We start from the raw sequence: 24,242 nt of genomic DNA, 5'->3' as shown, positions 1-24,242 counted from the left end.
TCGCGTGCAAAGGAACATCCTCTTCCACCCGACCTCGTCCGGTACCTCACCTCCGGAGCCACCGACCCACCGACCTCTTCGAACCCGCCGGATACCGCTCTCACGCCGCCCGCGACACCAGGAGACACGCCCATGAGAACCTACGACGGCCTCCGAAGCGTGCTGCGGGAGAACCGGAGGGCCTACCTCCTGCTCAACGTCGTCGTCTACGGCGTCCTCATCGCGATGATGATCGTGACCCCTCACGTTCCCGGGATGCGCGAAGTGGGACAGGAACGGCGAGAGGCCTTCCTGAACGCGCCGGTCCTGTCCATCGTCACCGACGCCTACGCCTCCGGCGACATCATGACGACGACGTTGCTGACGTTCCTGGCCAACCTGCTGTTCGCCGCCCTGCTGACGACGACCCTGCCCTCACTGGTCATCCCCTTCTTCGGTGTGGCCGCGACGGTATGGCGCGTCGTGGAGATCGGCATGTGGACCGCCCCCGCCACGATCGACGAGGGCATCGCGGTCCTCGCCGTCGCGCCCGTGTTCGTGATCGAGATCCAGGCCTACGTCCTGGCGGCGCTGGGGTCCGTGGTCCTGTGGCGGTCCACCTTCGAACACCGGCGGCGGGGGCTCCCCTCGGCCCTGGCCGGATACCGGGCCGGGATCGGGGACAACCTGCGTCTCTACCCGGCCATCGTCGTCCTGCTCCTCGGTATCGCGCTGATCGAGGCCGTCACCTACAACCTCCTGTACTGAACAGGTCACCGTCCTCGGAAACGCTCCGAGGACGGTGACCTCAGGCGGGGCGGGCGAAGACGATGATCTCCTCGCTCGTATCGGTCAGCGGACTCCGATCCCAGTACCCGTACAGCGCGGCCGTTCTCAAACCCGCCTCGCCCAGAAGGCTCCGGACCGTTCCGGCAACGGGAAAGCGCAGCGTGCTGCGGCTCGACCCGATCTCCCCCCACCCCTCCAGCGTGTAAGTGGAGGTGAAGGTGACCAGATCCCCCTCCACCCGCTCCAACCGGTGGACCGAGGTGGCGGAACGCCCTTCGGGTCCCCGCACCGTCCGGACCCGCTCCGGGTTCCACGCCTCCCATCCACGCGCCGCCGGGTTACGGGTCTCGAAGATCAACCGGCCCTCGGGGGCGAGCAGCCGCCGCACCCGGGACAGGTTCCGCCGTGTCTCCTCGTCGGTGAGGAACACCTGGAAGGCATGACCGGTCATCACCACCAGGTCGAACCCGCCCTCCTCCGGCCGGGGCGCCTCACCGTCGTAAGGCCCCTCGATCAGATCCCCGAGGGACCATTCGACGTCGTCACGGTCCCGGCGGCCCACCGCCAGCATGGCGTCGGCCGGGTCCAGCCCGACCAGCCGTCCGGTGTGGCCGTGCTCGCGGGCCTTACGCAGCAGCAGACCGGTACCGCACCCCACATCCAGTACCGATCGGGCCTCCATCACCGCCTCGAGGTAGAAGTCGTCGTCAGGGGAGCATCCCCAGAAGTGGAAGTGGTCGTAGAGCTCGGCCATGGAGGGCAGGGAGAAGTGTCGATCGACCATGGGGGCATTGTCGACGATGGTGCTCCTTGCGTCACCGGGTTTTCGGCTTCGCCGCGGGCCCGACCGGCCCGTCGTCCACAGGTGGAGAAAGGCCCTTTCCCGGGCGTGGTCCCGAACCTAGGGTGAGGGTATGGAACCCGGAACCCTCCCCCACCCCTTCGACGTCGACGCCTTCCTGGCCCGCCCCCTGGTGGCCCGCGTCGCCACCAACGACTCCTCCGGAGCCCCCGCGGTCAGACCGGTCTGGTTCCTGTGGGAGGAGGGCGCGATGTGGTGGATCACCGGCGACTACTCGATCCTCTCCCGACACCTGGCGCGCGACCCGCGCACCGCCGTCGTCGTGGACACCTGCGACCTGGAACGCCAGGAGTTCCTCCAGGTGATCATGAAGGGCGAGGCCCGCACGGTGCCCTTCGACCCGGCCCTGGCCCGCCGTAAGCTACGCCGCTATCTGGGCGACGACGAGACCTCCTGGCACCCGGACTTCCGCTATTTCGCCGACGACGCGCTACTGGTGCGCTTCGACCCGGAACGCGTCATCGTCAAGGACCTGTCCAGAAGTACGGCCTGACCCTTCGGCCACGCTCGTGGAGGGTGCTCCCCGGCGAGAGGCCGGCTCACTCGCCGGTGACCCCGTCGATGCGTTCGCGAAGAAGGTCGGCGTGCCCGTTGTGGCGGGCGTACTCCTCGATCATGTGGACCAGGATCCAGCGGTGGGAGTACTCCTCGCCGTGTCGACGACCCGCGCCGATCGCGTCCAAGGGCAGGGAGGCGGAGAGCTCACGGGCGTGGTCGATCTCGGCGTGCCACAGGGCGAAGGCCTCCTCGATCGAGGCGGTGTCCACGTCCTGGAAATCGGCCTCACGGTTCTCCAGGCTCTTGATCCGGCTCGGCACGTCGTCGCCCTCCAGGACCCACCGGAACCAGACGTGCTCCACCCAGGCCATGTGCCGGACCAGACCCAACAGGGACATCGGCGAGGGCGGGACGGAACGTTCGCGCAGTCGCGCTTCGCTCAGCCCCCGGCACTTGAACTCCAGGGTCCGGCGGTGCCAGTCCAGCCAGGTGGTGAGCATGGTGCGTTCGTCGGCGATGAGGGGCGGGTCCACACGGGGATCGTCGTTCATGAGCGTCGACCCTAGACCCGGCCTCCTTCGAGCACAACGGAAATAGCGGGGCCGGAGCAGCGGAACCCCAGGTCGCCATGTGGACTGATCACGGAGTTCGGCAACGCCCACCCGTCACCCTCCACCACCCTCAACGGACGCCTACGGCGCGGCCCGGATCCCACGTCGCCCTCCACCACCCTCAACGGACGCGCTGACGCGCGCGGACCGGATCCCACGTCACCCTCCACCACCCTCAACGGACGCCTACGGCGCGGCCCCGATCCCACGTCACCCTCCACCACCCTCAACGGTCGCGCTGACGCGCGCGGTGCCCTCACACGGGCCCCGGCCTCCTTTCGCGGCTCCGCCCCCTCGGAGCAGGCGCGGACGAGCACGACCGAACCCGGGCGGGGCCGAGGAGGTGTTCCTCCCCTCGAGGCCCATCGGCGGATGCGACACCGATGATGGGCTCCACCCATGGGCGACGAAGGGCACACCGGCCCGGGCTTGCCTGCGGGAAGGGGCCGTGTCAGAATTCTGAGCCATCTTCAGGAGAGGGCCCGTCGTGACGATCGGCATGGTTCTCGGCGACTTCTCCTCTCGCGCTTCGACGCGGGAGCGATAGATCCGCCCTCCCCGATAACCACGCCCGTGGTGTGACCCGGGCCGCTTGCCCTCCCACCGTCGAAGTGCTCTTCGTGCCCGCGCACGCCCGAACACGAGGAGTACCCGGTGTCCACCGTCCACTGGACCGAATCCCACACCTCTCGATCCGCCCGCTGGCACTCCGAGAGCGACATCCCACCCCATGACCGTGTCGTTGTCGCGGACGACCGTATGAAGGCCGACACCGCCTACCGCCTGGCCTGCGAAGGCACGGCGCTGCTGTGGCGCGGCGACTTCCACAACGCCCGTCGACTTCTCCAGGCGATGGGCCGTCGCGTCGACCGGAAACCGGTCCGGACCGGCGACGATCCGACCGAGGCCTTCCACCTGCACCGACGGGCCCGCGGCCACCGTGCCCGTGTCCTGGGCAGGCTCCTCGTCCTGCTGGAGGCCGACCACTCCCTGGACCTGCGCAGAGCCCCCGACGTACGTCGGGCGTGCACCGAGGCCTACGGGGTCGCACACGAGCCGTCGGTGATCTCCCTGACGGAGCTGCTGGGCGTGATCGGGGCGCACGAGTGGCGCAAGAAGGGCGTGGAGATCCCGGCCCTGGACGCTCGCGTCCACCCGCATTACGGCGTGTTCTCCCCGGTCAGGGGCGAGTACGTCGACCTGGTCGCCGACGCACCGCTTCCCGTGTCGATGGAGGACCGTGCCACCGACCGCACCGCGTTCGACCTCGGCACCGGGACGGGGGTGCTCGCGGCACTCTTGGCCCGCCGAGGGGTCGACCGCGTCGTGGCCACCGACATCAACCCGCGCGCCCTGGAGTGCGCCCGCGAGAACGCCCACCGACTGGACCTGTCCGAACGCGTCGACGTCGTGGGCCCCACCCTCTTTCCCGAAGGCCGCGCGGACCTGATCGTCTGCAACCCGCCCTGGCTGCCCGCCCGACCCACCTCGGCGCTCGAGCGGGGCGTCTACGACCCCGACGGCGACATGCTTCGCGGCTTCCTCGACGGGCTCACCGCCCACCTCGAACCCGGAGGCGAGGGGTGGCTGATCCTGTCCGACCTGGCCGAACACCTCGGGCTCCGGACCCGCGAGGAGCTGCTCACCGCCATCGAGGCGGCGGGGCTGAGGGTGGTGGACCGGACGGACACCAGACCGCGGCACTCGCGCGCCAAGGACGCCACCGACCCCCTCCACACCGCCCGCGCCGCGGAGGTCACCTCGCTATGGCGTCTGACCCGCGCCTGACCGAGGCCGCGGAAGGGCGCCTGTCGGAGCACCCTCAAACGCTGACGTCCCCGAAGACCCGGCGACCGGGCCTTCGGGGACGTCTCCGACGTGGGGGCGAGGGGCCGAAGGACTAGATGAGCCCCTGGGCGAGCATGGCGTCGGCCACCATCTCGAAACCTGCCACGTTGGCGCCGAGCACGTAGTCGCCGCGGGCGCCGTGCCGCTCGGCCGCCGCCTCACAGCGGTCGTGGATACCGGCCATGGTCTCGGCCAGCTCCGACTCGGCGTGCTCGAAGGACCAGGAGGTGCGACGCGCGTTCTGACGCATCTCCAGCACGCTGGTGGCCACACCACCGGCGTTGGCGGCCTTGCCCGGGGCGAACAGCACACCGGCCTCGCGCAGCACCTTGACGGCGTCGGGGGTGGTGGGCATGTTCGCGCCCTCGGCCACCGCGACCACGCCGTTGCCGACCAGACGCTTGGCCGAGGCCGCGTCCAGCTCGTTCTGGGTGGCGGAGGGCAGCGCCACCTGGCAGGGCACGTCCCAGACGTTGCCGCCCGCGACGTACTCGGCGCCCTTGCGCCGGTCGGCGTAGGCGCTGATCCGGGCGCGCTCGACCTCCTTGATCTCCTTGAGCAGGTCCAGGTCCAGGCCGCGCTCGTCGACGACGTAGCCGCCCGAGTCGGAGCAGGCCACCACGTGGGCGCCGAGCTGCTGGGCCTTCTCCACCGCGTAGATCGCGACGTTGCCCGAACCCGAGACGACGACGCGCATGCCGTCCAGGTCGCGACCGTTGCGTTCGAGCATGCGCTCGGTGAACATGACGGCTCCGTACCCCGTGGCCTCGGTACGGACCCGCGAACCGCCCCAGTCCAGGCCCTTACCGGTGATCACACCGGCCTCCCAGCGGTTGCTCAGCCGCCGGTACTGCCCGAACATGTAGCCGATCTCCCGACCGCCCACGCCGATGTCACCGGCGGGGATGTCGGTGTACTCGCCCAGGTGGCGGTGCAGCTCGGTCATGAAGGACTGACAGAAACGCTCGATCTCGGCGTCGGAGCGGCCCTTGGGGTCGAAGTCGCTGCCGCCCTTGCCGCCGCCGATCCCCATGCCGGTGAGGGCGTTCTTGAAGATCTGCTCGAAGCCCAGGAACTTGATGACGCCCAGGTTCACGCTGGGGTGGAAGCGCAGACCGCCCTTGTACGGACCCAGGGCGCTGTTGAACTCCACCCGGAAACCGCGGTTGACGTGCACGCCTCCCTGGTCGTCACGCCAGGGGACGCGGAAGATGATCTGCCGCTCGGGCTCGCACAGACGCTCCAGCACGCGCTGGGCGGCGTACTCGGGGTGCGTGTTCAGAGCGGGAGACAGGCTCTCCAGGACCTCCAGGACCGCCTGCTGGAACTCGGGCTCGTCGGGGTTGCGACGTACCACGTGCTCGAACGCCGAGCGTACGCCCGGGTGGTGGTCGGCGAGATTCGGCTCCTTGGTCATATGAGTTCTCCTCGTAGGTCACTCGTGCCGCTCCACGCCCTTGTGGTTCGATCACCCGTGTTCCGTTGTTCCGTTCGGTCGTCACTTCGCGCGGCATCGGCGTTACGCGTCGTCACGCTCATCGCATGGCCACGGGCCCACCACGGCTCTTCGTCCTCTGGTGCCTCCGGTGGACGTGCCGCCCGGGACCGTCTCCGTGGGTTTTCGGAAGCGGTTCCGGCAGGGGCCGGGCGCATGCGACATCGACTCGTGCCCGTTCGACGCTGAATCGGGCTCGATGCCGGTCATCACTCGCATACCCCCAGGGGGCCGAGTGATGCCACCCCGCCATCATGGCATCCGATGGTGAATCGCACATATCGCCCCCTCCCCGTAGACGTGCGAGCACCCCGCGTCGTTCCAGGGTCCGCCCTGGGCCGGACCCTGGAGGGCATGGTCCGCGGGGGTTCCGGAACGCGCGTGCCGACGCCGCCGTGACCGTTCTCGGGTACGCCCTCGCCACCGAACCATGGGCCGGCCCACGCGAGCGCGAACCGGGGCCGGGGCACGGCCCGGATCCGAGATCGACGGCCGCGTCGTGGACGGGGCCGTGTGTCGGGAGGAAACACGGGATCCCTCTCGAGGGAGAACGGAAATCGTTCCCGATACATTTCGGAACCGGAGGGAGAAGAGCGCGGGATCCCAGAACATGGATCCGTGTTCGAGAAGCACCTGCGGGGATTTCCCGTGACCCCTATGAAGGACGATGGATGTCTTACGGGTCTCTCCACGTACGGAATCGCGAGCCCTTCCCCCCTTCCGTCAACGGACGAACGCCTTTCCCCGTGGAACGCCACCGATATCCGAAGGGCCGACCGGCGAGATCTCCCCTCCGACGCTCACGGCGCCTCCCCCCGCCCCGTGAGCAGGTCCGCGCCCCGGGACTCCACGACGGGTCCGGCGCCGGGCCGGCGGATGAACCCGCAGCCGAAGAAGTAGTCCAGATAGCGGTCGATGAGGGCGTCGTCGACCGGCGGACACGGCTTGCCGATCGCGGCCTGGGCGGCCTCCGTGTTCCGCCGCCCCAACATGGGGAAGACCCCCTCGCTGTACAGCTGCTTGATTGACAGGTCGGTCCCCCGCCCTCGATCCACCCACATCGACACGAAGGGAGCCGTGGGGCTGGTGGGATCACCCTCGACGTGGTGCACCAACTCCCGCACCCATCGTCGATAGGACAGCGTCGCGATGGAGAACCCGGCCGCGCGCATACGCCGGACGACGTCGGCCAGGACGGCGGGGCGAGGATTGGTGAGGTGGTAGACGGTCCGAGGCGGCGTCGCCCCGGTGGCGACGTTCACGATGACGTCGGCCACGTGATCGACCGGGACGAAGTCCATCGGCAGGTCGATGTCGGGGGCCACACCGGTCTCCCCGATCATCTTGAACAGCGCGCAGATCGCGGTCTCGGTGTTGCACGCCCCGCTGAAGCGGTCTCCGGTGATCGCGTAGGGGCGGTACACCGTCACCGGCAGCCCCGCCCGCTCGGCCTCGTACAGCATGCGCTCGGCCACCCACTTGCTCTCGGCGTAGCCCAGGGTGAGCCGTTCGGCGTACGCCAGCGGGGTGTCCTCGTCCACCCTGCGCACACCCGCGCTGCCGAAGCCCGCCAGCACCGCGGCCGTGGACAGGAAGTGCACCGGGACCCGCCGACGCGCCGCCAGCCGCACGATCTGACGGGTACCGCCGACGTTGGGGGCGCGCAGCGCCGAATAGGGGTAGACGAAGTTGACCTGGGCCCCGGCGTGCACGATGAGATCGAGCCGTTCGGCCAGGTCGGAGGCGTGATCGGCGGACAGGCCGATCAGGTCGGCCCCCAGGTCGGCGGGAAAGCACAGGAGCCGGGTCTCCGCCTCTCGGGAGGGCAGCCCGTAGCGGGCCAGGGCCGCGGTCACCCGACGGCGCGCGTGCTGGGAGTCGCGTGCGCGCACCGGGCAGTGCACACGGGCTCCGGTACCGCGCAACAGCCGATCCACCAGGTAGGCGCCGACGAACCCGGTGGCCCCGGTGACCAGGATGTCCGAAGGGTTCCGAGGGTTCGGCTCGGGCCCCCTGCGGCGGGGCAGGGAGAACCCCAGCCTCGACTCGGCCTCGAAGTCCACGACCCCCTCGGGGGCGTGCGTCGGCGGCAGGGGAAGCCCCGCCAGGCGTACGGCGTCGGTGAACTCCTCCACCGTCGGCCGGCGGATGAGGGCCCGCAACAGCGCGCTCCCGTGCTCGGCCCCGATCCCCAGCAGACGCCTGGTCCGGGTGACCACCTCGGCGGCCAGCAGGGAGTCGCCGCCGATCCGGAAGAAGTCCTCCCCCGGCTCCGGGCTCACCCCCAGAGTCCGCTCCCAGGCGGCCAGCACGCACCGCAGCGCCTCGTCCCGCATCGGCCACGAGGCCAAGGGCGAGGCCGCCTCCCGTTCGGTGGCCTCGATCCGCAGCCGTGTCCGGTCCACCTTGCCCGCCGCCGAGACCGGGAACGACGCCCACCGGTGCACGATCCGGGGGACCGCCTCCGGGGGCAGCCACTCCGCGCAGAAACGGCGCAGCGAGGCCACGTCCACCTCCCGGTCGGTGTGGGCGGGGGTGACGTGGGCGGTCAGGTGCTCGTCCCCCACGTCCACGACCGCCTCGGCGACATCGGGGTGCTCTCGCAACCGTTCCTCGACCTCGTCCGGTTCGACGCGCTGTCCACGGATCTTCACCTGACGGTCGACCCGCCCGCGGAACTCCAGCACACCGTCCTCGCCCATGAGGACCCGATCGCCCGTCCGGTAGAACCTCTCTCCGTCGGCGACCTGCACGAACCGTTCGGCGGTCAGGTCCGGATGCCCCAGATAGCCCAGGGCCAGACCGTCGCCGCCCACGTACAGCTCGCCCTCCTCGCCGGGGGCGGCGGTGGCCCCGCTCTCGCGCACCACCCGACAGGTGGAGTTGGCCAGGGGTAGGCCGATGGGCACGCTCCGCGCGTCCTCCGCCAGATCGCGCACACGGTGGAACGTGGACACCACCGTGTTCTCGGTCGGACCGTAGAAGTTGACGACCTCGGTCCGAGGGCAGGCCGCCAGAACGGCTCTGGCCAGTTCGGGGTCCATCGCCTCCCCGCCCGCCGAGACGAAGTCCAGCGAGGCGAACACCCCCGGGACCGTGCGCGCCACGTGGTGGAAGACGCTGGTGGTCAGGTAGGCGATGTCGACCAGGTCCTCGGTCAGCCGATGGCGCAACGCCTCGGGAGAGACCAGCTCCTCCCGTTCGGCCACGACCAGACAGGCACCGCCGACCAGGGCGGACCAGATCTCGATGGTCGAGGCGTCCGAGGACAGGCCATAGCCGTGCAGGACCCGGTTGCCCCACCCGGGGCGGGGCAGGCGGGGGTCGGAGGCGACCAGCCGTACGACCCCGCGGTGGGAGACCGACACCGGCCGAGGACGCCCGGTGGAACCGGACGTGAACATGACGTAGGCGCACGAGGTCGTCGGAGGCCGCGCCGGCAGAGGGCCACGAGGGGCGGCGGGACCGGCCGCCTCCACGCCGACCCGGGCCGCCAGACGGCGCACCCGGCACGCGGCGCCCGGCAGCAGCACCGCCGTGCGCACCCCGGCGTCCTCGGCCATCGCGTTGAGCCGGGCCGGCGGCTGCCCCTCGTCCAGAGGGACGTAGGCGCAGCCCGCGCGCAGTACGCCGAGGAAGGCGATGAGCGCCTCGGGGGAACGCCGGCCGCACACGCCCACGGCGTCACCGGGGCGCACCCCCACTCCGACCAGACGCTCGGCCAGATCGCGCGAGTCTCGTTCCAGCTCGCCGTAGGAGAGTTCCCGACCGTGGTGCCGGACCGCCGGGGCCGTGGGATGCAGGGCCGCGTGGGCGATGAACAGTTCGTGCAGGAGCGCGTCCCGTGGATAGTCGGTGACGGGGCCGCGTGCGTCCGCCGTCGAAAGGGAGGACATGGCCGAACTCGTCGTCACGTGAGGATTCCTTTCGTTGAGTCGCGGCCGCGCGGGGTCAGGAGGGCACCGACGGGGCGCACACGGGAAGGCCCGTGTCGCTCCGACGTTCGGGACGCGCCGGGAGTACGGCGTCGTGGAGTCGAGTGAAGATCCCCTCCGAGACCCGTGCGTCGAGAGCACGGGTGGGAAGGACCGAGAGGGGTGCCTCTCGGCGGGAACGTGACATGGCAGGGAGCATGAGCCACCTCATCGAATCGGTCGTGTGACACGGGGGGTGTAAAAGGCGCGGCGACATAGCGATCCGCGCTCACCTTTTATTTCCGAAATCGGCCCGCAGGGAAACAGGGATCCCTTCACTCCCCTTCCCTATTCCCGATGATGAAGGGATTTACGATGATGTGAACCCCCGGATTTCACGCCTTTCGGTGCCGGCCGTTTATAGAAAGAAAGTGCCGGCCGAATCAGGGGAAACGGAGAGGGAACTCCGTTCCCCTCCGGAATTCGGAATCGCCTCGATAGGATGCGGACCCCCGCACCCTCTGGAAGGGACATCGACATGGAGACCGGACACGATCGGGACCACCCCCTCCACGGCGGCATGGCCCGCTGGGACCGGCGACGCGACCGGCTCATCGAGCGGGAACCGCTCTTCCTGCGCGCCCTCACCGAGTGAGCTCTCCACCACCCGGGCCACGGCCCCGGCCCGGCGGCCGCGTTCGGTCCCCGCCCTGCGCCATCATGGGCTGATGGACAGTACCGACCCCGGGCCGCAGGGCCCGCTCCCACAACCCACCGTCGAACACCTGGCGTCGGTCCTCACCCGCCACCGTGAGGAACTCGCCGGCGCCGGCGGGGTCACCATCGGCCCCGGCGAGGTCGTACACGCCCTGGCCACCCACCTGTGGGCCGGGGTCGCCGTGGCCGCCACCGCCTGCCACGCGACCGTGGACCCCCTGCGCCTGCGCGCGACCTCGGGCAAGGTGAACTGTCGCCGCTGCCTGGGAGGCTCTCGCCGCTCGGGCGCCCCCATCCCCGGCCAGACCCACCTGGACCTGTAGGACCCCCGCGCGACCCGCCGGCGTGGAAAACCGCCGGCCTCGGCGGACGGAGGCCGGCATCATCACCCCATGCGCATGGGAGTGGTGGGACTGCGAATGGGGCTGCACCTGGCCCGGTGGGCCGAACGGATGGGGATCGAGGTGGTCGCCGGGTGCGACCACGACCCCGAGACCGCCCGGCACGCGGACCGGGAACTGCCCGGCATGGTGCTGGTGGAACACTGGCGCGACCTGCTCACCGCGGAGCTGGACGCGGTGGTGCTCGCCAACGACTTCGACGCCCACGCGCCCCTGGCCATCGCCTTCCTCGAACACGGTGTGCACGTGCTCTCGGAGACGGCCGCCTGTGTCTCCCCCGAGGAGGGCCGCGACCTGGTCGCGGCGGCCGAGGCCTCCACCGCCACCTATTCCTTCGCGGAGAACTACGTCCTGCTGCCGCACACGCGACTGCTGCGCGAGAGCGTGGAGTCCGGCGAACTGGGTCTGCCCGACCTCATCGAGGCCGACTACCTGCACGCCATGGCGCCCGAGGCCGTCCAAGGGCTGATCGGGGACCCCTCCCACTGGCGGGGCCGGATCCCGCCCACCGCCTACTGCACCCACTCGCTCTCCCCGATCCTGGCGATCACCGGGGCCATGCCCGTCGAGGTGACGGCGTTCCCCGTGGACACCAACGAGCCGCGCCTGGCGAGCGTGATGGCGGTCCGTCTGTCCACGGGGGCGTTGGCACTGACCCGCAACGGCTTCCTCCAAGGCGAGTCCGAGAGCCACTGGAGTCAGATCTCGGTCCGCGGCGACCTGGGCATGGCCGAGTCGCTCCGGGCCCCTGGCGAACGCTCCTGGTCGATCCGGGTACGGCACGAGGCCTGGGCCGTCCCCGAGGGTCGGGTGCGCGAGGAGGAACGCCTGACCGCCCCGCTCCTTGTGGACGGCGCCCCGGTCGACCGGGGCGCGGAGGGTACGGTGCTCCTGTTCCAAGGACTGCGCCGCACCGTGGAGGAGGGCGCGCCTCCCCCGGTGGGGGTGCGCGAGGCGGTGGCCGCCTCACTGGTGGGGGTGGCCGGGGCCCGCTCCCTGGAGGAGGGGTCGGTGCCCGTCGCGGTGCCCCTGCCCTGGGGTTGAGCGTGCTCAGCCGCGCCGGGTCAGGGCCACCAGGTAGCGGCAGAGACGCGAGGAGGGGTTGTGGTACTCGCACGCCGCCGGAGCACCGAGCTCCAGACAGTCCCCCTCCCCCAGCAGGTGCTCCGTCTCCCCCTCGGTGAAGGCCAGGACGCCTTCGAGCACCCAGATCCGGTGGTGGGCGAAGGCGAAGGTCTGCGCCGGATAGGGCACGCGCACGCCCGGCGGCAGTTCGACCTCGACCATCTCCATGGCCCCTCCCGGGGAGGGGGAGAGGTCGCGACGCCGATATCCGGTCTCCGGGTCGGTCCACACTGGCTGTTCGTGACGGCGGATCAGACGACGGCCGTCCTGTTCGGCGTGGGCGATCAGCTCCGACAGACTGATCCCCAACGCTCCGGACAGGCGCCCCAGAAGGGAGGCCGTCGGCTGCGCGTCCCCGTTCTCGATCCGGCTGATCATCGCCCGGGAGACCCCGGAACGTTCGGCCAGGGCGCCCCCGCTCAGCCCCCGATCCCGACGCAGGGTGCGCAGTGTCACGGCCAGGGCGGTGCCCAGTTCGTCGCTCATGCGTTCACCATAGTCGACATTCTCGTTTACGATCATCGACATGGATTCCCTGCTCACCCGTCCCCTGATCCGCGACGCCACCACCGAGGACGCCTCGGCCTGCGCCGAGATCTACCGCCCCTACGTCACCGACACCGCCATCACCTTCGAACTCACCCCTCCCACCACACGGGAGATGGCCGAACGCATCACCGCCGCCCAGCGCGAACACGCCTGGATCGTGATGGAGGACGAGGACGGGGTGATCGGCTACGCCTACGGCGGCACCTTCCGCACCCGGGCCGCCTACCGATGGACCTGCGAGGTCAGCGTCTACCTGGAACGCGACCGCCGACGTTCGGGCGCGGGACGGGCCCTGTACGGAGCGCTCCTGCCCCGCCTGGCCGACCGGGGCATGCGCACCGCCGTGGCCTGCATGACCCTGCCCAACGACGCCAGCCTCGGACTGCACCGGGCCATGGGTTTCGAGGACGTGGGCCGTATGCGCGGCGTGGGCCATAAGCACGGGGCCTGGCACGACGTGGCCTGGGCCCAGCGCGACCTGACGAGCGGCCTCGAACCCTGACCCGACCAGCCCTCCCGCCACGCGGACGTGCGGACGCCGACCGTATGAAGGAACGCGCCGGGCCGACCTCTAAGCTCGGACCGATCCCATCATCCCTCAGGTCCCTGGAGCCCTCCGTGTCCGCGCACTCCACCCGCCACCGCCCCACGGGGTTGGCCTTCGCCCTCCTCGCCGCCCTGGCCTTCGGCGGCTCCGGGGTCTTCGCCCGACCCCTGCTCGACGCGGGCATGGACCCGCTCCACGTGACGTGGCTCCGGGTGGCCGGCGCCGCGCTCATCCTGCTGCCCGTGGCCCTGAGACACCGGGATCTGGTCCGACGTCGCCCCCTCCTGCTCCTGGCCTACGGGGTCTTCCCCATGGCCGGGGTCCAGGCGCTCTACTTCGCGGCCGTCGCCCGCATCCCCGTCGGTATCGCCCTGCTCCTGGAGTTCCTGGGCCCGGTGCTGGTGCTGCTGTGGGTGCGGGTGGTACGCAAGGACCGGGTCTCCCCCGCCGCCATCATCGGCGTGGTCCTGGCCGTGGCCGGCCTCGGACTGCTGCTGGAGGTATGGGCCGGCATGCGTCTGGACGCGATCGGGGTGGGCCTGGCCCTGGGCGCGGCCGCCGCCCAGGCCGCGTTCTTCCTGCTCGGCGACGCCGTGGGCGAGGACGCCGACCCCCTCGCCGTGATCGCCTTCGGCGCCCTGATCGCCACCGTGCTCCTGGGTATCCTCTCCCGCCCCTGGAACCTGCCCTGGAACCTGATGGCGCACTCCCACGACCTGGGCGGCCTCATCCTCCCCGGCTGGGCGCTCGCCCTATGGCTGGCCCTGGTGTGCACCGCCATCGCCTACTTCGCCGGGGTCTCGGCGATCAAACGCCTGTCCCCGCAGGTGGCCGGCGGCGTGGCCTACCTGGAGGTCGTCACCGCCATCGTCATGGCCTGGATCCTGTTGGGCGAATCCCTCAACGCCACCCAGCTGGTGGGGGCCGTGGTGATCGTGACCGGCGCGTTCATCGCCCAGATCGCCGTCCCCTCCACCCCCGAGACCGTCCCCGACCAGGCGACCGAACCCGCCACCCGGCAGGTCCGACCGCCCTCGGAACACCACTGAGACCCACCCGACCCGCCTCCGACCACGCGGTCGGAGGCGGCGGTCACACCGGCCGGCGACGCGCGGGCATGGCGATCCGATCCAGATCGGCGGCCAACACGATCCGCCCGTCGAACTCCTGCGCCGCCTGGGCCACGAACTCCCCCTCACGTTCCTGTTCGTAGCGCTCCGACAGATGCGTGAGCACCAGAAGCCGCACCCCGGCGCGCGCCGCGATCCGCCCCGCCATCCGGGCGGTCAGATGCCGATACTCCCGGGCCAGGCGCTCCTCGGAGTCCAGATAGGTCGACTCGATCACCAGCATGTCGGCGCCGCGCGCCAACTCCACCGCCTGCTCGCACTCCCCGGTGTCCATCACGAACGCGAACACCTGCCCGGGACGAGGATCGGCGCACTCGGCCAGGGCCACCTCCCGGCCCGCCACCTCGATCCGCCCCTCGCGCAGCAACCGGGACACGTCCGGGCCGCGCACCCCGTGACGCTCCAACCTCTCGGGCGACATCCGCCACCCGTCCGGCTCCACCAACCGGTAGCCGTACGCGGGAACCGAATGACGCAACGGCAGCGCGGTGACCGTGAAGGGCTCCTCCTCCCCGATCGCGCAGCAGCCCGAACCGCCCACCGGCTGGGGAAGGATCACCTCGGTGTCGTGGAAGGAGGTGGCGTGCCGCAACCGGCGCCAGTACTCCTCACCGGCGCCCGGATAGGCCACCCGCACCGTGTGCGGCACCCGATCGCGGGCGATGCGCTGCATCACCCCGGGCAACCCGAGACTGTGATCGCCGTGGAAGTGCGTCACACAGATCCGGGTGACGTCGGTGGCGGCCAGACCGGCCAGACGCATCTGCCGCTGGGTGCCCTCCCCGGGATCGAACAGCACACCCTGATCGCCCCAGCGCAGAAAGTACCCGTTGTGGTTACGCCGACGGGTGGGCACCGCGCTGGAGGTACCCAGGATCACGAGTTCGCGTACCGACATGGGCCGTATTCTCCCACCGCAGCCCCGCGCCCTCCCGCGCCGAGAGGGAACGGCCGACCTCAACGGGTCCGACGCTCACGCGCCCGCTCCAACGCCGTCTCCAGATCGTCGGTGACCGGCTCCCCGTGCCCGGGCAACAACGCGGTCCGCTCCGACAACCCGGACAACCGGTCCAGGGAACGCACGGCCTGCTCATAGTCGTGGGTGGACATCCCGCCCACCACACAGGGCCCCTCCACACCGGTGGTGAAGTCGTGCGTGACCAGGGCGTCGCCGGTGAAGGCCACCCGCCGGTCCTCGAAGACCACCACCGAACTGCCCGGCGTATGCCCGGGGATCGACAGCACTCGCGGCCGCCCCGGAACCTCCTCCAACACCTCGTCATGGCCGAACGTGGAGTAGGAACGCACCCGGGCCGAGGTGAACGCCCCCTGCTGCCCCAGATGGAGCAGGGACCCCGCGGCCCCGGGGTGACGCAGCAGACCGTGCAACAGACCGTGCTCGGGAGGCGCGTGCACCATCGAACTGGTGGGGCCGTCGTCCAGGATCGGAGCGTCGGCCTCGTGCACCCACACCCGGGCCCCGCCGTCGTCGCGCGCCCGCTCGGCCAACCCGGTGTGGTCGGGGTGGGCGTGGGTGAGCACCACCGCCCGCAACCGGCCCCCGATCCAGGCCACGGCGTCCAACAGTTGAGCGCTGTGCGTGGGCAACCCGGCGTCCACCATGACCAGGCCGTCATCGGTGTCCACCAGATAGAAGTTCACCACGTGGTCTCCGAGGCGGTACACACCGGGAGCGACCTGGGTACAGGTGTGCGTCATCATCCCTCCCGCCCCGTCTCGGGCCCGACCTCCCCACTCGACCGGCGGGCCCTCCTCCTCTTGTACCCACCACCGGCGCGAGTCCCGCCCTCACCACGCCGGAGGAAGCGCCATCGCTCGAGGTCACGGGCCCCACGGCCCGCGGCGCACCGCCTCGGGACGGCGCGGAGGGCTCGGCGGACCGTGCGTCCCCTCACCGCCTCGACTAGCGTCGGAGCCGTGAGCAACATCGAACCCCACCCCGCCGAGCAGCGGGTCTGCGGCGGCGAGGTCGACCGCCCCGGCCCCGAGCCCGATACCGAACTCCTCGAACCCCGCCGAGTCCCCCTCGGAGGACCGCGCGCCATGCCGGTCCTTCGAGCCCTGCCCGGCAAGAACCGGCGCATGGTCGGAGCCTGGTGCTTCGCCGACGCCTACGGGCCCGTGGACGTCTCCGCGCAGGCCGGTATGCAGGTCCCGCCCCATCCGCACATCGGTCTACAGACCGTGAGCTGGCTGATCGAGGGGACCGTCCACCACCGGGACGGTCTGGGCTCGGACCAGACCGTGCGCCCCGGACAGCTCAGCCTCATGACCGCCGGACACGGCATCGCCCACTCCGAACGCACCCCCGACGGAGCGCCGGATCTGCTCCACGGGGCCCAACTGTGGGTGGCCCTGCCCGCCGACTCCCGTGAGGACGCGCCCCACTTCGAACACCACGCCGACCTTCCCGTCTTCACCCTGCCCGGGGCCCGGGTCACGGTGATCGCCGGTCGTATGGACGGCCACGAGTCCCCCGCCCGCACCTACACGCCGCTCATGGGCGCCGAGATCGTCCTCGAAGCCGACCGGGACGTCGAACTCCCCGTCGACCCCGCCTTCGAACACGGCCTCCTGCCATTGGACGCCCCCGTGGAGTCCCACGGCCACCACGCGCCGGCCGGCTCCATGATCTACCTGGGGACCGGACGCACGACCACCCGCGTCCGCGCCGGAGAACGTGCCCACCTGCTCCTGATCGGTGGTGAGCCCTTCACCGAGGACCTGGTCATGTGGTGGAACTTCGTGGGCCGCGACCACGACGAGATCGTGCGGGCCCGCGAAGGTTGGGAACGGGACCGCGACGGGGCCTCCACCGAGGAGCGTGCGCGCTTCGCCCCGGTCACGACCGACCCCGGAGCGGCCCTTCCCGCCCCGGAACTGCCCAACGCCCGGCTCCGTCCTCGCCCGTCCCATCGAGGTCGCTGACCCCGGTTCCGAATCCGTTCCCACGGCCCGTCCCACCGTCGTCTTTCGGTCGGACGGGCCGTTCGCGTTCCCGCCTCTCCCCCCGGATCCACAGGGGCGCTGAAGCCCTCGGATAAGTCCGACTTGACACCCCCACCTCCGTACGAGCCTGAACAGTTCAGAACGAAAGGCTCTCGTTCGGGCGACATCCGGCGCACGGACCAGCATCGACGATGCTCAAAGCGGCAAATCCTGCTACCGTGCGAAACGCGAACTACGGGATGATTTAGGAGACCTGAACATGGGTCAACAGGCTCGCGAGCAATGGGGAACTCGCGCGGGCTTCCTCATGGCCGCCATCGGATCGGCCATCGGACTGGGCAACATCTGGCGATTCCCCTACGTCGCCTACGACAACGGTGGTGGGGCCTTCCTCATCCCGTACCTCATCGCGCTCTTGACGGCCGGTATCCCGCTGCTCATCCTCGAGTACAGCATCGGACACCGTTACCGCTCCTCGGCTCCGCTGTCCTACCGGCGCATCTACCGGCCCGCCGAGGCCATCGGCTGGTGGCAGGTGGCCATCTGCTTCGTCATCGCGGTCTACTACGCCGTGATCGTCGCCTGGGCGATCCGCTACGCGGGCTTCTCCATCGGACAGCAGTGGGGCGATGACCCCAACGGCTTCTTCTTCGAGGAGTTCCTCCAGATCAGCGACACCCCGGGCATGGTCTCCGGGTTCGTCTCCGGTGTGGCCTGGCCGCTGATCGCCGTATGGGTGGTCGTCCTGGGCATCCTGGCCCTGGGCGTGCGCAAGGGCATCGAGAAGGCCAACAAGGTCTTCATTCCGCTGCTGGTCGTGCTGTTCGTCCTCCTGGTCGCGCAGTCACTGACCCTCGAAGGCGCCTCCGAGGGCCTCAACGCCCTCTTCACCCCCGACTGGAGCGCCATGCTCGACGGCGGGGTGTGGATCGCGGCCTACGGACAGATCTTCTTCTCCCTGTCCATCGGCTTCGCGATCATGGTCACCTACGCCTCCTACCTCAAGCGCAAGACCGACCTGACCGGCACCGCCCTGACGGCCGGCTTCGCCAACAGCTCCTTCGAGCTCCTGGCCGGCATCGGCGTCTTCGCCGCCCTGGGCTTCATGGCCCACTCCGCCGGCACCGGCGTGGACGAGGTCGCCGCCTCCGGCATCGGCCTGGCCTTCGTGGCCTTCCCGCAGATCATCTCCACCCTGCCCTTCGGCGGAGCGCTGTTCGGACTGCTGTTCTTCGTCTCGCTGGTGATCGCCGGTATCACCTCGCTGATCAGCATCGTCCAGGTGATCATCTCGGCCGTCCAGGACCGCACCGGCCTGGCCCGCGTTCCCACCGTGCTGCTCGTGGGCGGCGCCACCGCCGTGGCCTCGATCCTGCTCTTCCCCACCCACGAGGGCCTGTACATCCTCGACTCCTTCGACCACTTCATCAACCAGTACGGCATCGCCATGGCCGGCCTGGTGATGATCCTGGTCTTCGGTTGGCTCGTGCGCCGCCTGCCGGTGTTCGAACGGCACGCCAACGCCGTCTCCACGATCCGCCTGGACCGGTGGTGGAAGGTCGCCCTGGGCGGCATCACCCCGATCCTGCTCGGCTTCATGATGTGGGACAGCCTTCGCAGCGAGCTCACCTCCAACTACGAGGACTACCCCGACCAGTTCCTGCTGGTCGCCGGTTGGGGTGTGGCCATCGGCGCCATCGTCTTCGGCATCATCGTCGCCTGCTTCCCCTGGAAGCGCGCCGACGCCATCGCCCGCGCCGACGCCGAGCGTCTGGCCGGGGCCGAGGACGCCGAGGTCCCGCCGGAGCTGGACGCCCCCGACCGGATCACCGCCACCGACGCCGAAGCCGGTGACAACACCAAGGAAGGGGACCGCTGATGTCCGCCAGCGCGATCGTGATGATGGTCATCTCCATCGTCGTCCTGTGGGGCGGCCTGCTCGGCGCCGTGCTGCACCTGCGCCGTCACCCCGACGAGCCCGAGGCCTAGCCCTCCGGCCGACACGACCGGCATGACGAGGGGCCGCCGACACCGTGACGGTGTCGGCGGCCCCTCCTCGCGTCCTCAGCCCGCGAACTCGGACACGATCCGTTCGCAGAACGCGTCCAGATCGCCGGGATCACGGCTGGTGGTGACACCCTGGTCGGTGACCACCGGCTCCTCCACCACCGTGCCGCCCGCGTTACGGATGTCGGTGCGGATACTGGGGTAGGAGGTCAGGGTGCGACCACGCACCACGTCGGCCTCCACCAGGATCCACGGCCCGTGGCAGATCGCCGCCACCGGACCGCCCCGGTTCACGAAGTCGCGCACGAAACCCACCGCGTCCGCGTTCGTGCGCAGATGGTCCGGGTTGATGGTCCCACCGGGCACCACCAGAGCGTCGTAGTCGTCCACGCTCACCTTCGAGACCTCACGGTCCACGGCGAAGCGGTCGGCGGGCTCGATGTCGCCGTTCATGGCCTGGATCGGATCCGTGGACAAAGAGACCAGATCCACCCGGGCCCCGGCCTCGGTCAGAGCCTCACGGGGGCGGACCAGCTCCACCTGCTCGACCCCGTCGGCGGCCAGCACGGCCACCCTTCTTCCGGAGAGTTCCCCTGCCATGGCGTCCTCCTGCGTCGTACGTCGCGTTCGGTCGAGTCCCGTGCCACGTTCACCGCCCTACCCACGCCGGCCCCTCCTGTCACATCCGAGGCCATGAGACGGTCGTGGGCGTGACCGGAGCCGATCACACCCACGACCGTTTCCCACACCGGAGACCTCAGTCCCGGCTCTCCTCCCGGAGCCGATCCGGAAGGAGCTCCAACAGGTCGATGGAGGCCTCGATGGTCTCCAACGCCATCGTGGCCCCCAACCTCCCCCGACGCCACGACAACAGGTGATCGCCGGTCAGCCGGAAGGGGGAACGGAGAGAGGGACGCTCCAACAGGTGCTCACGCACCCGCGGGGTCAGCGTGCGCGCGGCGAACGCCTCGTCGTCGCCCGCCACGTGGAAGGCGGCGTCGAAGTCCTGATCGCCCACCTCGATGTCGCGCACCCCGGCCGCCGCCGAGAGGGCGTACCCCGGGTGGGTCCGACGCACCTCCAGGATCGGGGTGGCACGGGTCCCGACCACCACGACCCCATAACGCTCATTGGCGGTGAGGGAACCCTGCGCGGTGGTCAGGGTAGAGGTGTAGGAGTACTCATAGGCCAGGAAACGATGGCCTCGATGCTCACCGGAGATCACGTGACGGACCCTGGCGTCGGAGCTGCCGTCCTTGAAGGGCGATCCCCGAAAGAGCCCCACCATCTCCGGACGTTCCCGGTCATAGCGCCAGCCTCGGCCGCGGGCCCAATCCTCCAAGGCCTGGGAACGCTCCCGATCGGCCGCCGACTGCATCACCGTGATGGCCACGATGACCAGGGCCGCGATGAGCAAAAGGGCGATCACGCCACCGGACATAGGGGCCCTCCCCTCTCGTTCCGTCTCTAACGGAGAGACGTACGGCACATCCTTCCGGTTCCCGTACCCCACAGGGAAACCGGACCGTTCTCAACCCCTCGGAGAACGCCCGAGAACACCCCCTCCCCACCTCGACGCGGAAAGGCCGCGAAAGGGCGGGGCGGGCCTATCCTGGACACCGCCGCGCCACGGCCGAGACGGGGAGGAACCGACGTGGACGAACCGCCCCGCCTACGCCCCATCGACCTGGCCCGCGCCGCCGGCATCTCCACCCAACAGGTCCGCAACCACGCCGACGAGGGCCTGCTGCCGCCCACGGAACGCACCGAGTCCGGCTACCGCGTCTTCACCCCACGCCACCGACGGGCCCTACTGACCTTCCGCGCCCTCTACGCCGCCTGCGGAAGCGACGTCTCCCGCCGGATCATGCACGCCCTCAACGACGACGACCTCCCCACGGCACTGGCCCTCCTCGACTCCTCCCACGCCGAACTCCACCACCAACGCCTGGCCCTGGACGAGACCGCCAAGGCGCTCACCGCCATCGCCGACCGGGACACCGGCGCGCCCGCACCGCCCACCGGCGACCTGCGCATCGGCGAGGTCGCCGCCCACCTGGGGGTGCGCACCTCCACCCTGCGCGTATGGGAACAGGCCGGACTCCTGGACCCCGCACGCGAACGCGTCACCGGCCACCGCCTCTACACGCCCACCGACGTGCGCCTGGCCCGTATCGTGCGCCTGCTACGCCAGGTCCACTACCCGCTGCCCGACATCGGACCGATCCTCCGAGAACTGGGCCGCACCGGCGACAGCGGCTCCCTGCGCGTGGCCCTGGACCGGCGCGCCCACGACCTCGACCGACGCTCCCGAGCCCTGCTCACCGCCGCCGCCCACCTGCACGACCACCCCTGAACGAGCACGGGCCCTCCCCCGAAGGAGAGAGCCCGCACCGACCATCGAGGTGGAGCCGACCCGCACCCGCACCGGCCCCACACCACATCGCCCCTAGACGAACACCTTGCCCGGGTTGAGGATCCCCTTCGGGTCCAGCGCGCCCTTGATCGCCCGGTGCATGGCCACCACGTCGGGGCCCAGCTCATCGGCGGCCCCGCGCATCTTCAACAACCCCACCCCGTGCTCACCGGTGACGGTGCCGCCCATGGCCAGGGCCTCGTCCACGATCTCCTCGAAGGCCCGCTGCGCACGCTCCTTGGCCTCCTCGTCCCCGGCCGGGACGATGAACAGCGGATGCAGGTTGCCGTCACCGGCGTGGGCGATGTTCCCGATCCGGGTCCGGAACCTCTCCCCGATCCGCTCGATCGCCTCCAACATCGTCGGCACCGACGCCTTGGGCACGCACACGTCCTCGGTCAACAGCGGACCCAACCGCTCCAACGCCGGATAGGCCAACCGGCGCGCGGCGAAGAGCGCCTCCGCCTCCTCCTCGTCGGTGGAACGCACCGCGTACACGGCCCGCTCCTTCTCGAAACACTCCAGGATCCGCTCGGCCTCGGCCCGACCCGACTCTCCGGGCAGGTCACTACGGGCCAACAGCAGCACCTCGCCCTCGGCGGACAGACCCATGTTCTTCCACTCGTCCACCGCCTGAAGACAGAACCGGTCGATCAGCTCCAGCGCCGAGGGCACGACCCCCGCCGCCGACACCGCCGCCACCGCACGACCGGCGTCGGTCAACGAATCGAAATAGCCCACCACGGTGTGCTCGACCCCGGTACGCAACGGCACCAGACGCAACGTCACCTCGGTGACCAGCCCCAACGTGCCCTCCGAACCCACCATGAGTCCGGCCAGGTCGTACCCGGTCACCCCCTTGGCGGTGGTCTTGCCCAGCCGCACCACCCGCCCCGTACCGGTGACCACCTCCATGCCCAACACGTAGTCGCGGGTCACCCCGTACTTGACGCAGCACAACCCGCCCGCGTTCGTGGACACGTTCCCACCGATGGTCGACCAGGGCGAGGACGCCGGATCCGGCGGATACCAGAGCCCGTCCCGGGAGACCCGCGCGCGCAGATCGTCGTTGACCACCCCGGGCTGGACCGTCGCGCTCTGCTGGACCGGATCGACCGCCAGCACCCGGTTCATCCGCTCGAAGGAGACCACCACCCAACCCCGCCCGGAATTGGCCGCGCCCGACAGCCCGGTCCCGGCGCCCCGTGCCACCACCGGCACCCCACGGTCGGCGCAGATCCGCACCACCGCGGCCACGTCGGCGGTCTCACGAGGTCGCACCACCGCGACCGGACCCTCATAGGGGGCCCACTCGGCCTCGTCGTGGGCGTACCCCTCCATCACCTCGGGATCGGTGACCACCAGGCCCTCCCCCAGGGCGGCCCTCAACTCCTCGACCACTCCCGACATGGGCGGCTCCTTTCCGACTGCGCGACCGACGACCTGTCACGTCGGCACTGGCCGAACCCTAACCGCCCACCCCGGAACGGCACACACCCGACCAGGGCAGAACGGGACTTCGCGGACATGCGGTGTTAGCGTGATCGTCTACCGGTCTCGGAGGTGGAGCATGAGCACGATCCTGGTCACCGGCGCCACCGGCACCCTGGGCACCCACGTGGTCCGACGCCTGCGCGAGGACGGACACCACGTACGCACCCTCAGCCGCCACCCCCGCCCCGACGACCCCGACGCCCACGCCGTCGACCTGCGCGAAGGAACCGGACTCGACCGCGCCCTGGACGGCGTCGACACCGTCCAGCACCTGGCCAGCACCCCCGCCGGTGGCGACATGGCCGCCGCCGGCAACCTGATCCACGCCGCCCGCGCAGCGAACGTCCACCACCTGGTCTACATCTCCATCGTCGGCGTCGACCGGGTCCCCCTGGGCTACTACAAGACCAAGCACACCATCGAACAGGCCCTGCTCGCCTCCGACCTGGGCGTCACCATCGTGCGCGCCACCCAGTTCCACGACCTGGTCCGCGGCCTGTGCGACCGGCTCGCCCGGATCCCCGCCATGCCCTACCCCGACATCGACGTCCAGCCCATCGACCCCGCCGAGGTCGCCCTACGCCTGGCCCACCTGGCCGGAGAGGAACCCGCCGGCCGCGTCGACGACATGGGCGGCCCCCTCGTCGAACCCTTCCAGGACCTGGCCCGCGCCTACCTGGACTCCCGGGGCCTTCGACGTCGACTCTGGCCACTGCGCGCCCCGGGCCGGATCTTCGCCGCCTACCGCGCCGGCGAACACCTGGCCCCCGAGCACCGGGTGGGCCGCACGACCTTCGCCGAATACCTCGCCCGCGACACCACCACCGCGACGATTTGACGGCCCGACGACCCCTTCCCTAGCCTCGTACCGTTCGATCCCTCCCGCGGAA

General features: G+C 70.4%; 22 protein-coding genes. 12 read left to right on the top strand and 10 right to left on the bottom strand.

Annotated features, from left to right (window positions below):
• Window positions 1-132: 132 nt before the first annotated feature.
• Window positions 133-747: a hypothetical protein gene (locus tag TR33_RS04015; protein ID WP_042281498.1), complete on the top strand. Its 615-nt coding sequence runs from the start codon at window positions 133-135 to the stop codon at window positions 745-747.
• A 40-nt stretch (window positions 748-787) separates the two neighbouring features.
• Here the strand turns inward: TR33_RS04015 and TR33_RS04010 are convergent, their stop codons facing one another.
• Window positions 788-1,552 carry a class I SAM-dependent methyltransferase gene (locus tag TR33_RS04010; protein WP_042281497.1) on the bottom strand — a complete coding sequence of 255 codons (765 nt, stop codon included), beginning with the start codon at window positions 1,550-1,552 and terminating at the stop codon, window positions 788-790.
• 130 nt (window positions 1,553-1,682) lie between these two features.
• Between TR33_RS04010 and TR33_RS04005 the strand changes: the two genes are divergently transcribed.
• Window positions 1,683-2,123, top strand: a complete 441-nt coding sequence (locus tag TR33_RS04005; RefSeq protein WP_014913506.1) for a pyridoxamine 5'-phosphate oxidase family protein — start codon at window positions 1,683-1,685, stop codon at window positions 2,121-2,123.
• A gap of 46 nt (window positions 2,124-2,169) precedes the next feature.
• On the opposite strand, the gene TR33_RS04000 is transcribed toward TR33_RS04005, so the two are convergent.
• Complete coding sequence (locus TR33_RS04000; RefSeq protein ID WP_042281494.1) at window positions 2,170-2,679, bottom strand: DinB family protein; 510 nt, start codon at window positions 2,677-2,679, stop codon at window positions 2,170-2,172.
• A gap of 714 nt (window positions 2,680-3,393) precedes the next feature.
• Here TR33_RS04000 and TR33_RS03995 point away from each other — a divergent pair.
• Complete coding sequence (locus TR33_RS03995; RefSeq protein ID WP_017534905.1) at window positions 3,394-4,527, top strand: methyltransferase; 1,134 nt, start codon at window positions 3,394-3,396, stop codon at window positions 4,525-4,527.
• 112 nt (window positions 4,528-4,639) lie between these two features.
• Here TR33_RS03995 and gdhA read toward each other — a convergent pair whose 3' ends face one another.
• Both gdhA and TR33_RS03980 read right to left on the bottom strand, forming a co-directional pair.
• Window positions 4,640-6,004, bottom strand: coding sequence for an NADP-specific glutamate dehydrogenase (gdhA, locus tag TR33_RS03990; protein WP_041561998.1), 1,365 nt, complete (start codon window positions 6,002-6,004; stop codon window positions 4,640-4,642).
• An 878-nt stretch (window positions 6,005-6,882) separates the two neighbouring features.
• Window positions 6,883-9,996 (bottom strand): amino acid adenylation domain-containing protein, encoded by a 3,114-nt coding sequence (locus TR33_RS03980; protein ID WP_234305745.1) that lies wholly within the window; start codon window positions 9,994-9,996, stop codon window positions 6,883-6,885.
• Window positions 9,997-10,724: 728 nt separating this feature from the next.
• Here TR33_RS03980 and TR33_RS03975 point away from each other — a divergent pair.
• The gene (locus tag TR33_RS03975; protein WP_014911259.1) at window positions 10,725-11,036 is read left to right on the top strand and encodes a hypothetical protein; all 312 of its coding nucleotides are present in this window, start codon (window positions 10,725-10,727) and stop codon (window positions 11,034-11,036) included.
• A gap of 69 nt (window positions 11,037-11,105) precedes the next feature.
• A complete protein-coding gene (locus TR33_RS03970; RefSeq protein ID WP_026125066.1) occupies window positions 11,106-12,158 on the top strand; it encodes a Gfo/Idh/MocA family protein in 1,053 nt (350 codons plus the stop codon).
• 6 nt (window positions 12,159-12,164) lie between these two features.
• Here TR33_RS03970 and TR33_RS03965 read toward each other — a convergent pair whose 3' ends face one another.
• On the bottom strand, window positions 12,165-12,725 hold the full coding sequence (locus TR33_RS03965; protein ID WP_014910681.1) for a helix-turn-helix domain-containing protein: 561 nt from the start codon (window positions 12,723-12,725) through the stop codon (window positions 12,165-12,167).
• A 40-nt stretch (window positions 12,726-12,765) separates the two neighbouring features.
• Between TR33_RS03965 and TR33_RS03960 the strand changes: the two genes are divergently transcribed.
• Together TR33_RS03960 and TR33_RS03955 are read left to right on the top strand one after the other, a co-directional pair.
• Window positions 12,766-13,290, top strand: coding sequence for a GNAT family N-acetyltransferase (locus tag TR33_RS03960; protein WP_014909817.1), 525 nt, complete (start codon window positions 12,766-12,768; stop codon window positions 13,288-13,290).
• 116 nt (window positions 13,291-13,406) lie between these two features.
• Window positions 13,407-14,384: an EamA family transporter gene (locus TR33_RS03955; protein WP_199806098.1), complete on the top strand. Its 978-nt coding sequence runs from the start codon at window positions 13,407-13,409 to the stop codon at window positions 14,382-14,384.
• Window positions 14,385-14,427: 43 nt separating this feature from the next.
• On the opposite strand, the gene TR33_RS03950 is transcribed toward TR33_RS03955, so the two are convergent.
• Entirely contained in the window at window positions 14,428-15,363 is a 936-nt protein-coding gene (locus TR33_RS03950) for a ribonuclease Z (RefSeq protein WP_017534909.1), read from the bottom strand.
• A gap of 59 nt (window positions 15,364-15,422) precedes the next feature.
• Window positions 15,423-16,184 carry an MBL fold metallo-hydrolase gene (locus tag TR33_RS03945; RefSeq protein WP_014913270.1) on the bottom strand — a complete coding sequence of 254 codons (762 nt, stop codon included), beginning with the start codon at window positions 16,182-16,184 and terminating at the stop codon, window positions 15,423-15,425.
• Window positions 16,185-16,403: 219 nt separating this feature from the next.
• Between TR33_RS03945 and TR33_RS03940 the strand changes: the two genes are divergently transcribed.
• The 3 genes from TR33_RS03940 to TR33_RS25855 all read left to right on the top strand — a co-directional run bounded on the left by TR33_RS03940 (window position 16,404) and on the right by TR33_RS25855 (window position 19,424).
• Entirely contained in the window at window positions 16,404-17,414 is a 1,011-nt protein-coding gene (locus TR33_RS03940) for a pirin family protein (protein ID WP_042281934.1), read from the top strand.
• Window positions 17,415-17,694: 280 nt separating this feature from the next.
• Window positions 17,695-19,314: a sodium-dependent transporter gene (locus TR33_RS03935; RefSeq protein WP_042281486.1), complete on the top strand. Its 1,620-nt coding sequence runs from the start codon at window positions 17,695-17,697 to the stop codon at window positions 19,312-19,314.
• Window positions 19,314-19,424, top strand: a complete 111-nt coding sequence (locus TR33_RS25855; protein ID WP_017534912.1) for a methionine/alanine import family NSS transporter small subunit — start codon at window positions 19,314-19,316, stop codon at window positions 19,422-19,424. Before TR33_RS03935 ends, TR33_RS25855 begins: the two co-directional genes overlap by 1 nt.
• Window positions 19,425-19,499: 75 nt before the next feature.
• On the opposite strand, the gene TR33_RS03930 is transcribed toward TR33_RS25855, so the two are convergent.
• Window positions 19,500-20,042 (bottom strand): type 1 glutamine amidotransferase domain-containing protein, encoded by a 543-nt coding sequence (locus TR33_RS03930; RefSeq protein ID WP_017534913.1) that lies wholly within the window; start codon window positions 20,040-20,042, stop codon window positions 19,500-19,502.
• 157 nt (window positions 20,043-20,199) lie between these two features.
• Window positions 20,200-20,883, bottom strand: coding sequence for a hypothetical protein (locus tag TR33_RS03925; protein ID WP_042281483.1), 684 nt, complete (start codon window positions 20,881-20,883; stop codon window positions 20,200-20,202).
• Between the two features lie 213 nt (window positions 20,884-21,096).
• Here TR33_RS03925 and TR33_RS03920 point away from each other — a divergent pair, with 213 nt between their 5' ends.
• Window positions 21,097-21,798 (top strand): MerR family transcriptional regulator, encoded by a 702-nt coding sequence (locus TR33_RS03920; RefSeq protein ID WP_042281481.1) that lies wholly within the window; start codon window positions 21,097-21,099, stop codon window positions 21,796-21,798.
• A 93-nt stretch (window positions 21,799-21,891) separates the two neighbouring features.
• Here TR33_RS03920 and TR33_RS03915 read toward each other — a convergent pair whose 3' ends face one another.
• Entirely contained in the window at window positions 21,892-23,268 is a 1,377-nt protein-coding gene (locus TR33_RS03915) for an FAD-binding oxidoreductase (RefSeq protein ID WP_017534916.1), read from the bottom strand.
• Window positions 23,269-23,428: 160 nt separating this feature from the next.
• On the opposite strand from TR33_RS03915, the gene TR33_RS03910 reads away from it, so the two are divergent.
• Complete coding sequence (locus TR33_RS03910) at window positions 23,429-24,190, top strand: SDR family oxidoreductase (RefSeq protein WP_017534917.1); 762 nt, start codon at window positions 23,429-23,431, stop codon at window positions 24,188-24,190.
• Window positions 24,191-24,242 lie beyond the last annotated feature (52 nt).

This window comes from Nocardiopsis alba, from assembly GCF_000710955.1.
GTDB lineage: Bacteria > Actinomycetota > Actinomycetes > Streptosporangiales > Streptosporangiaceae > Nocardiopsis > Nocardiopsis alba.
The sequence above is the reverse complement of the archived record's forward strand: the minus strand, read 5'-3'. Positions and strand labels throughout refer to the sequence as shown.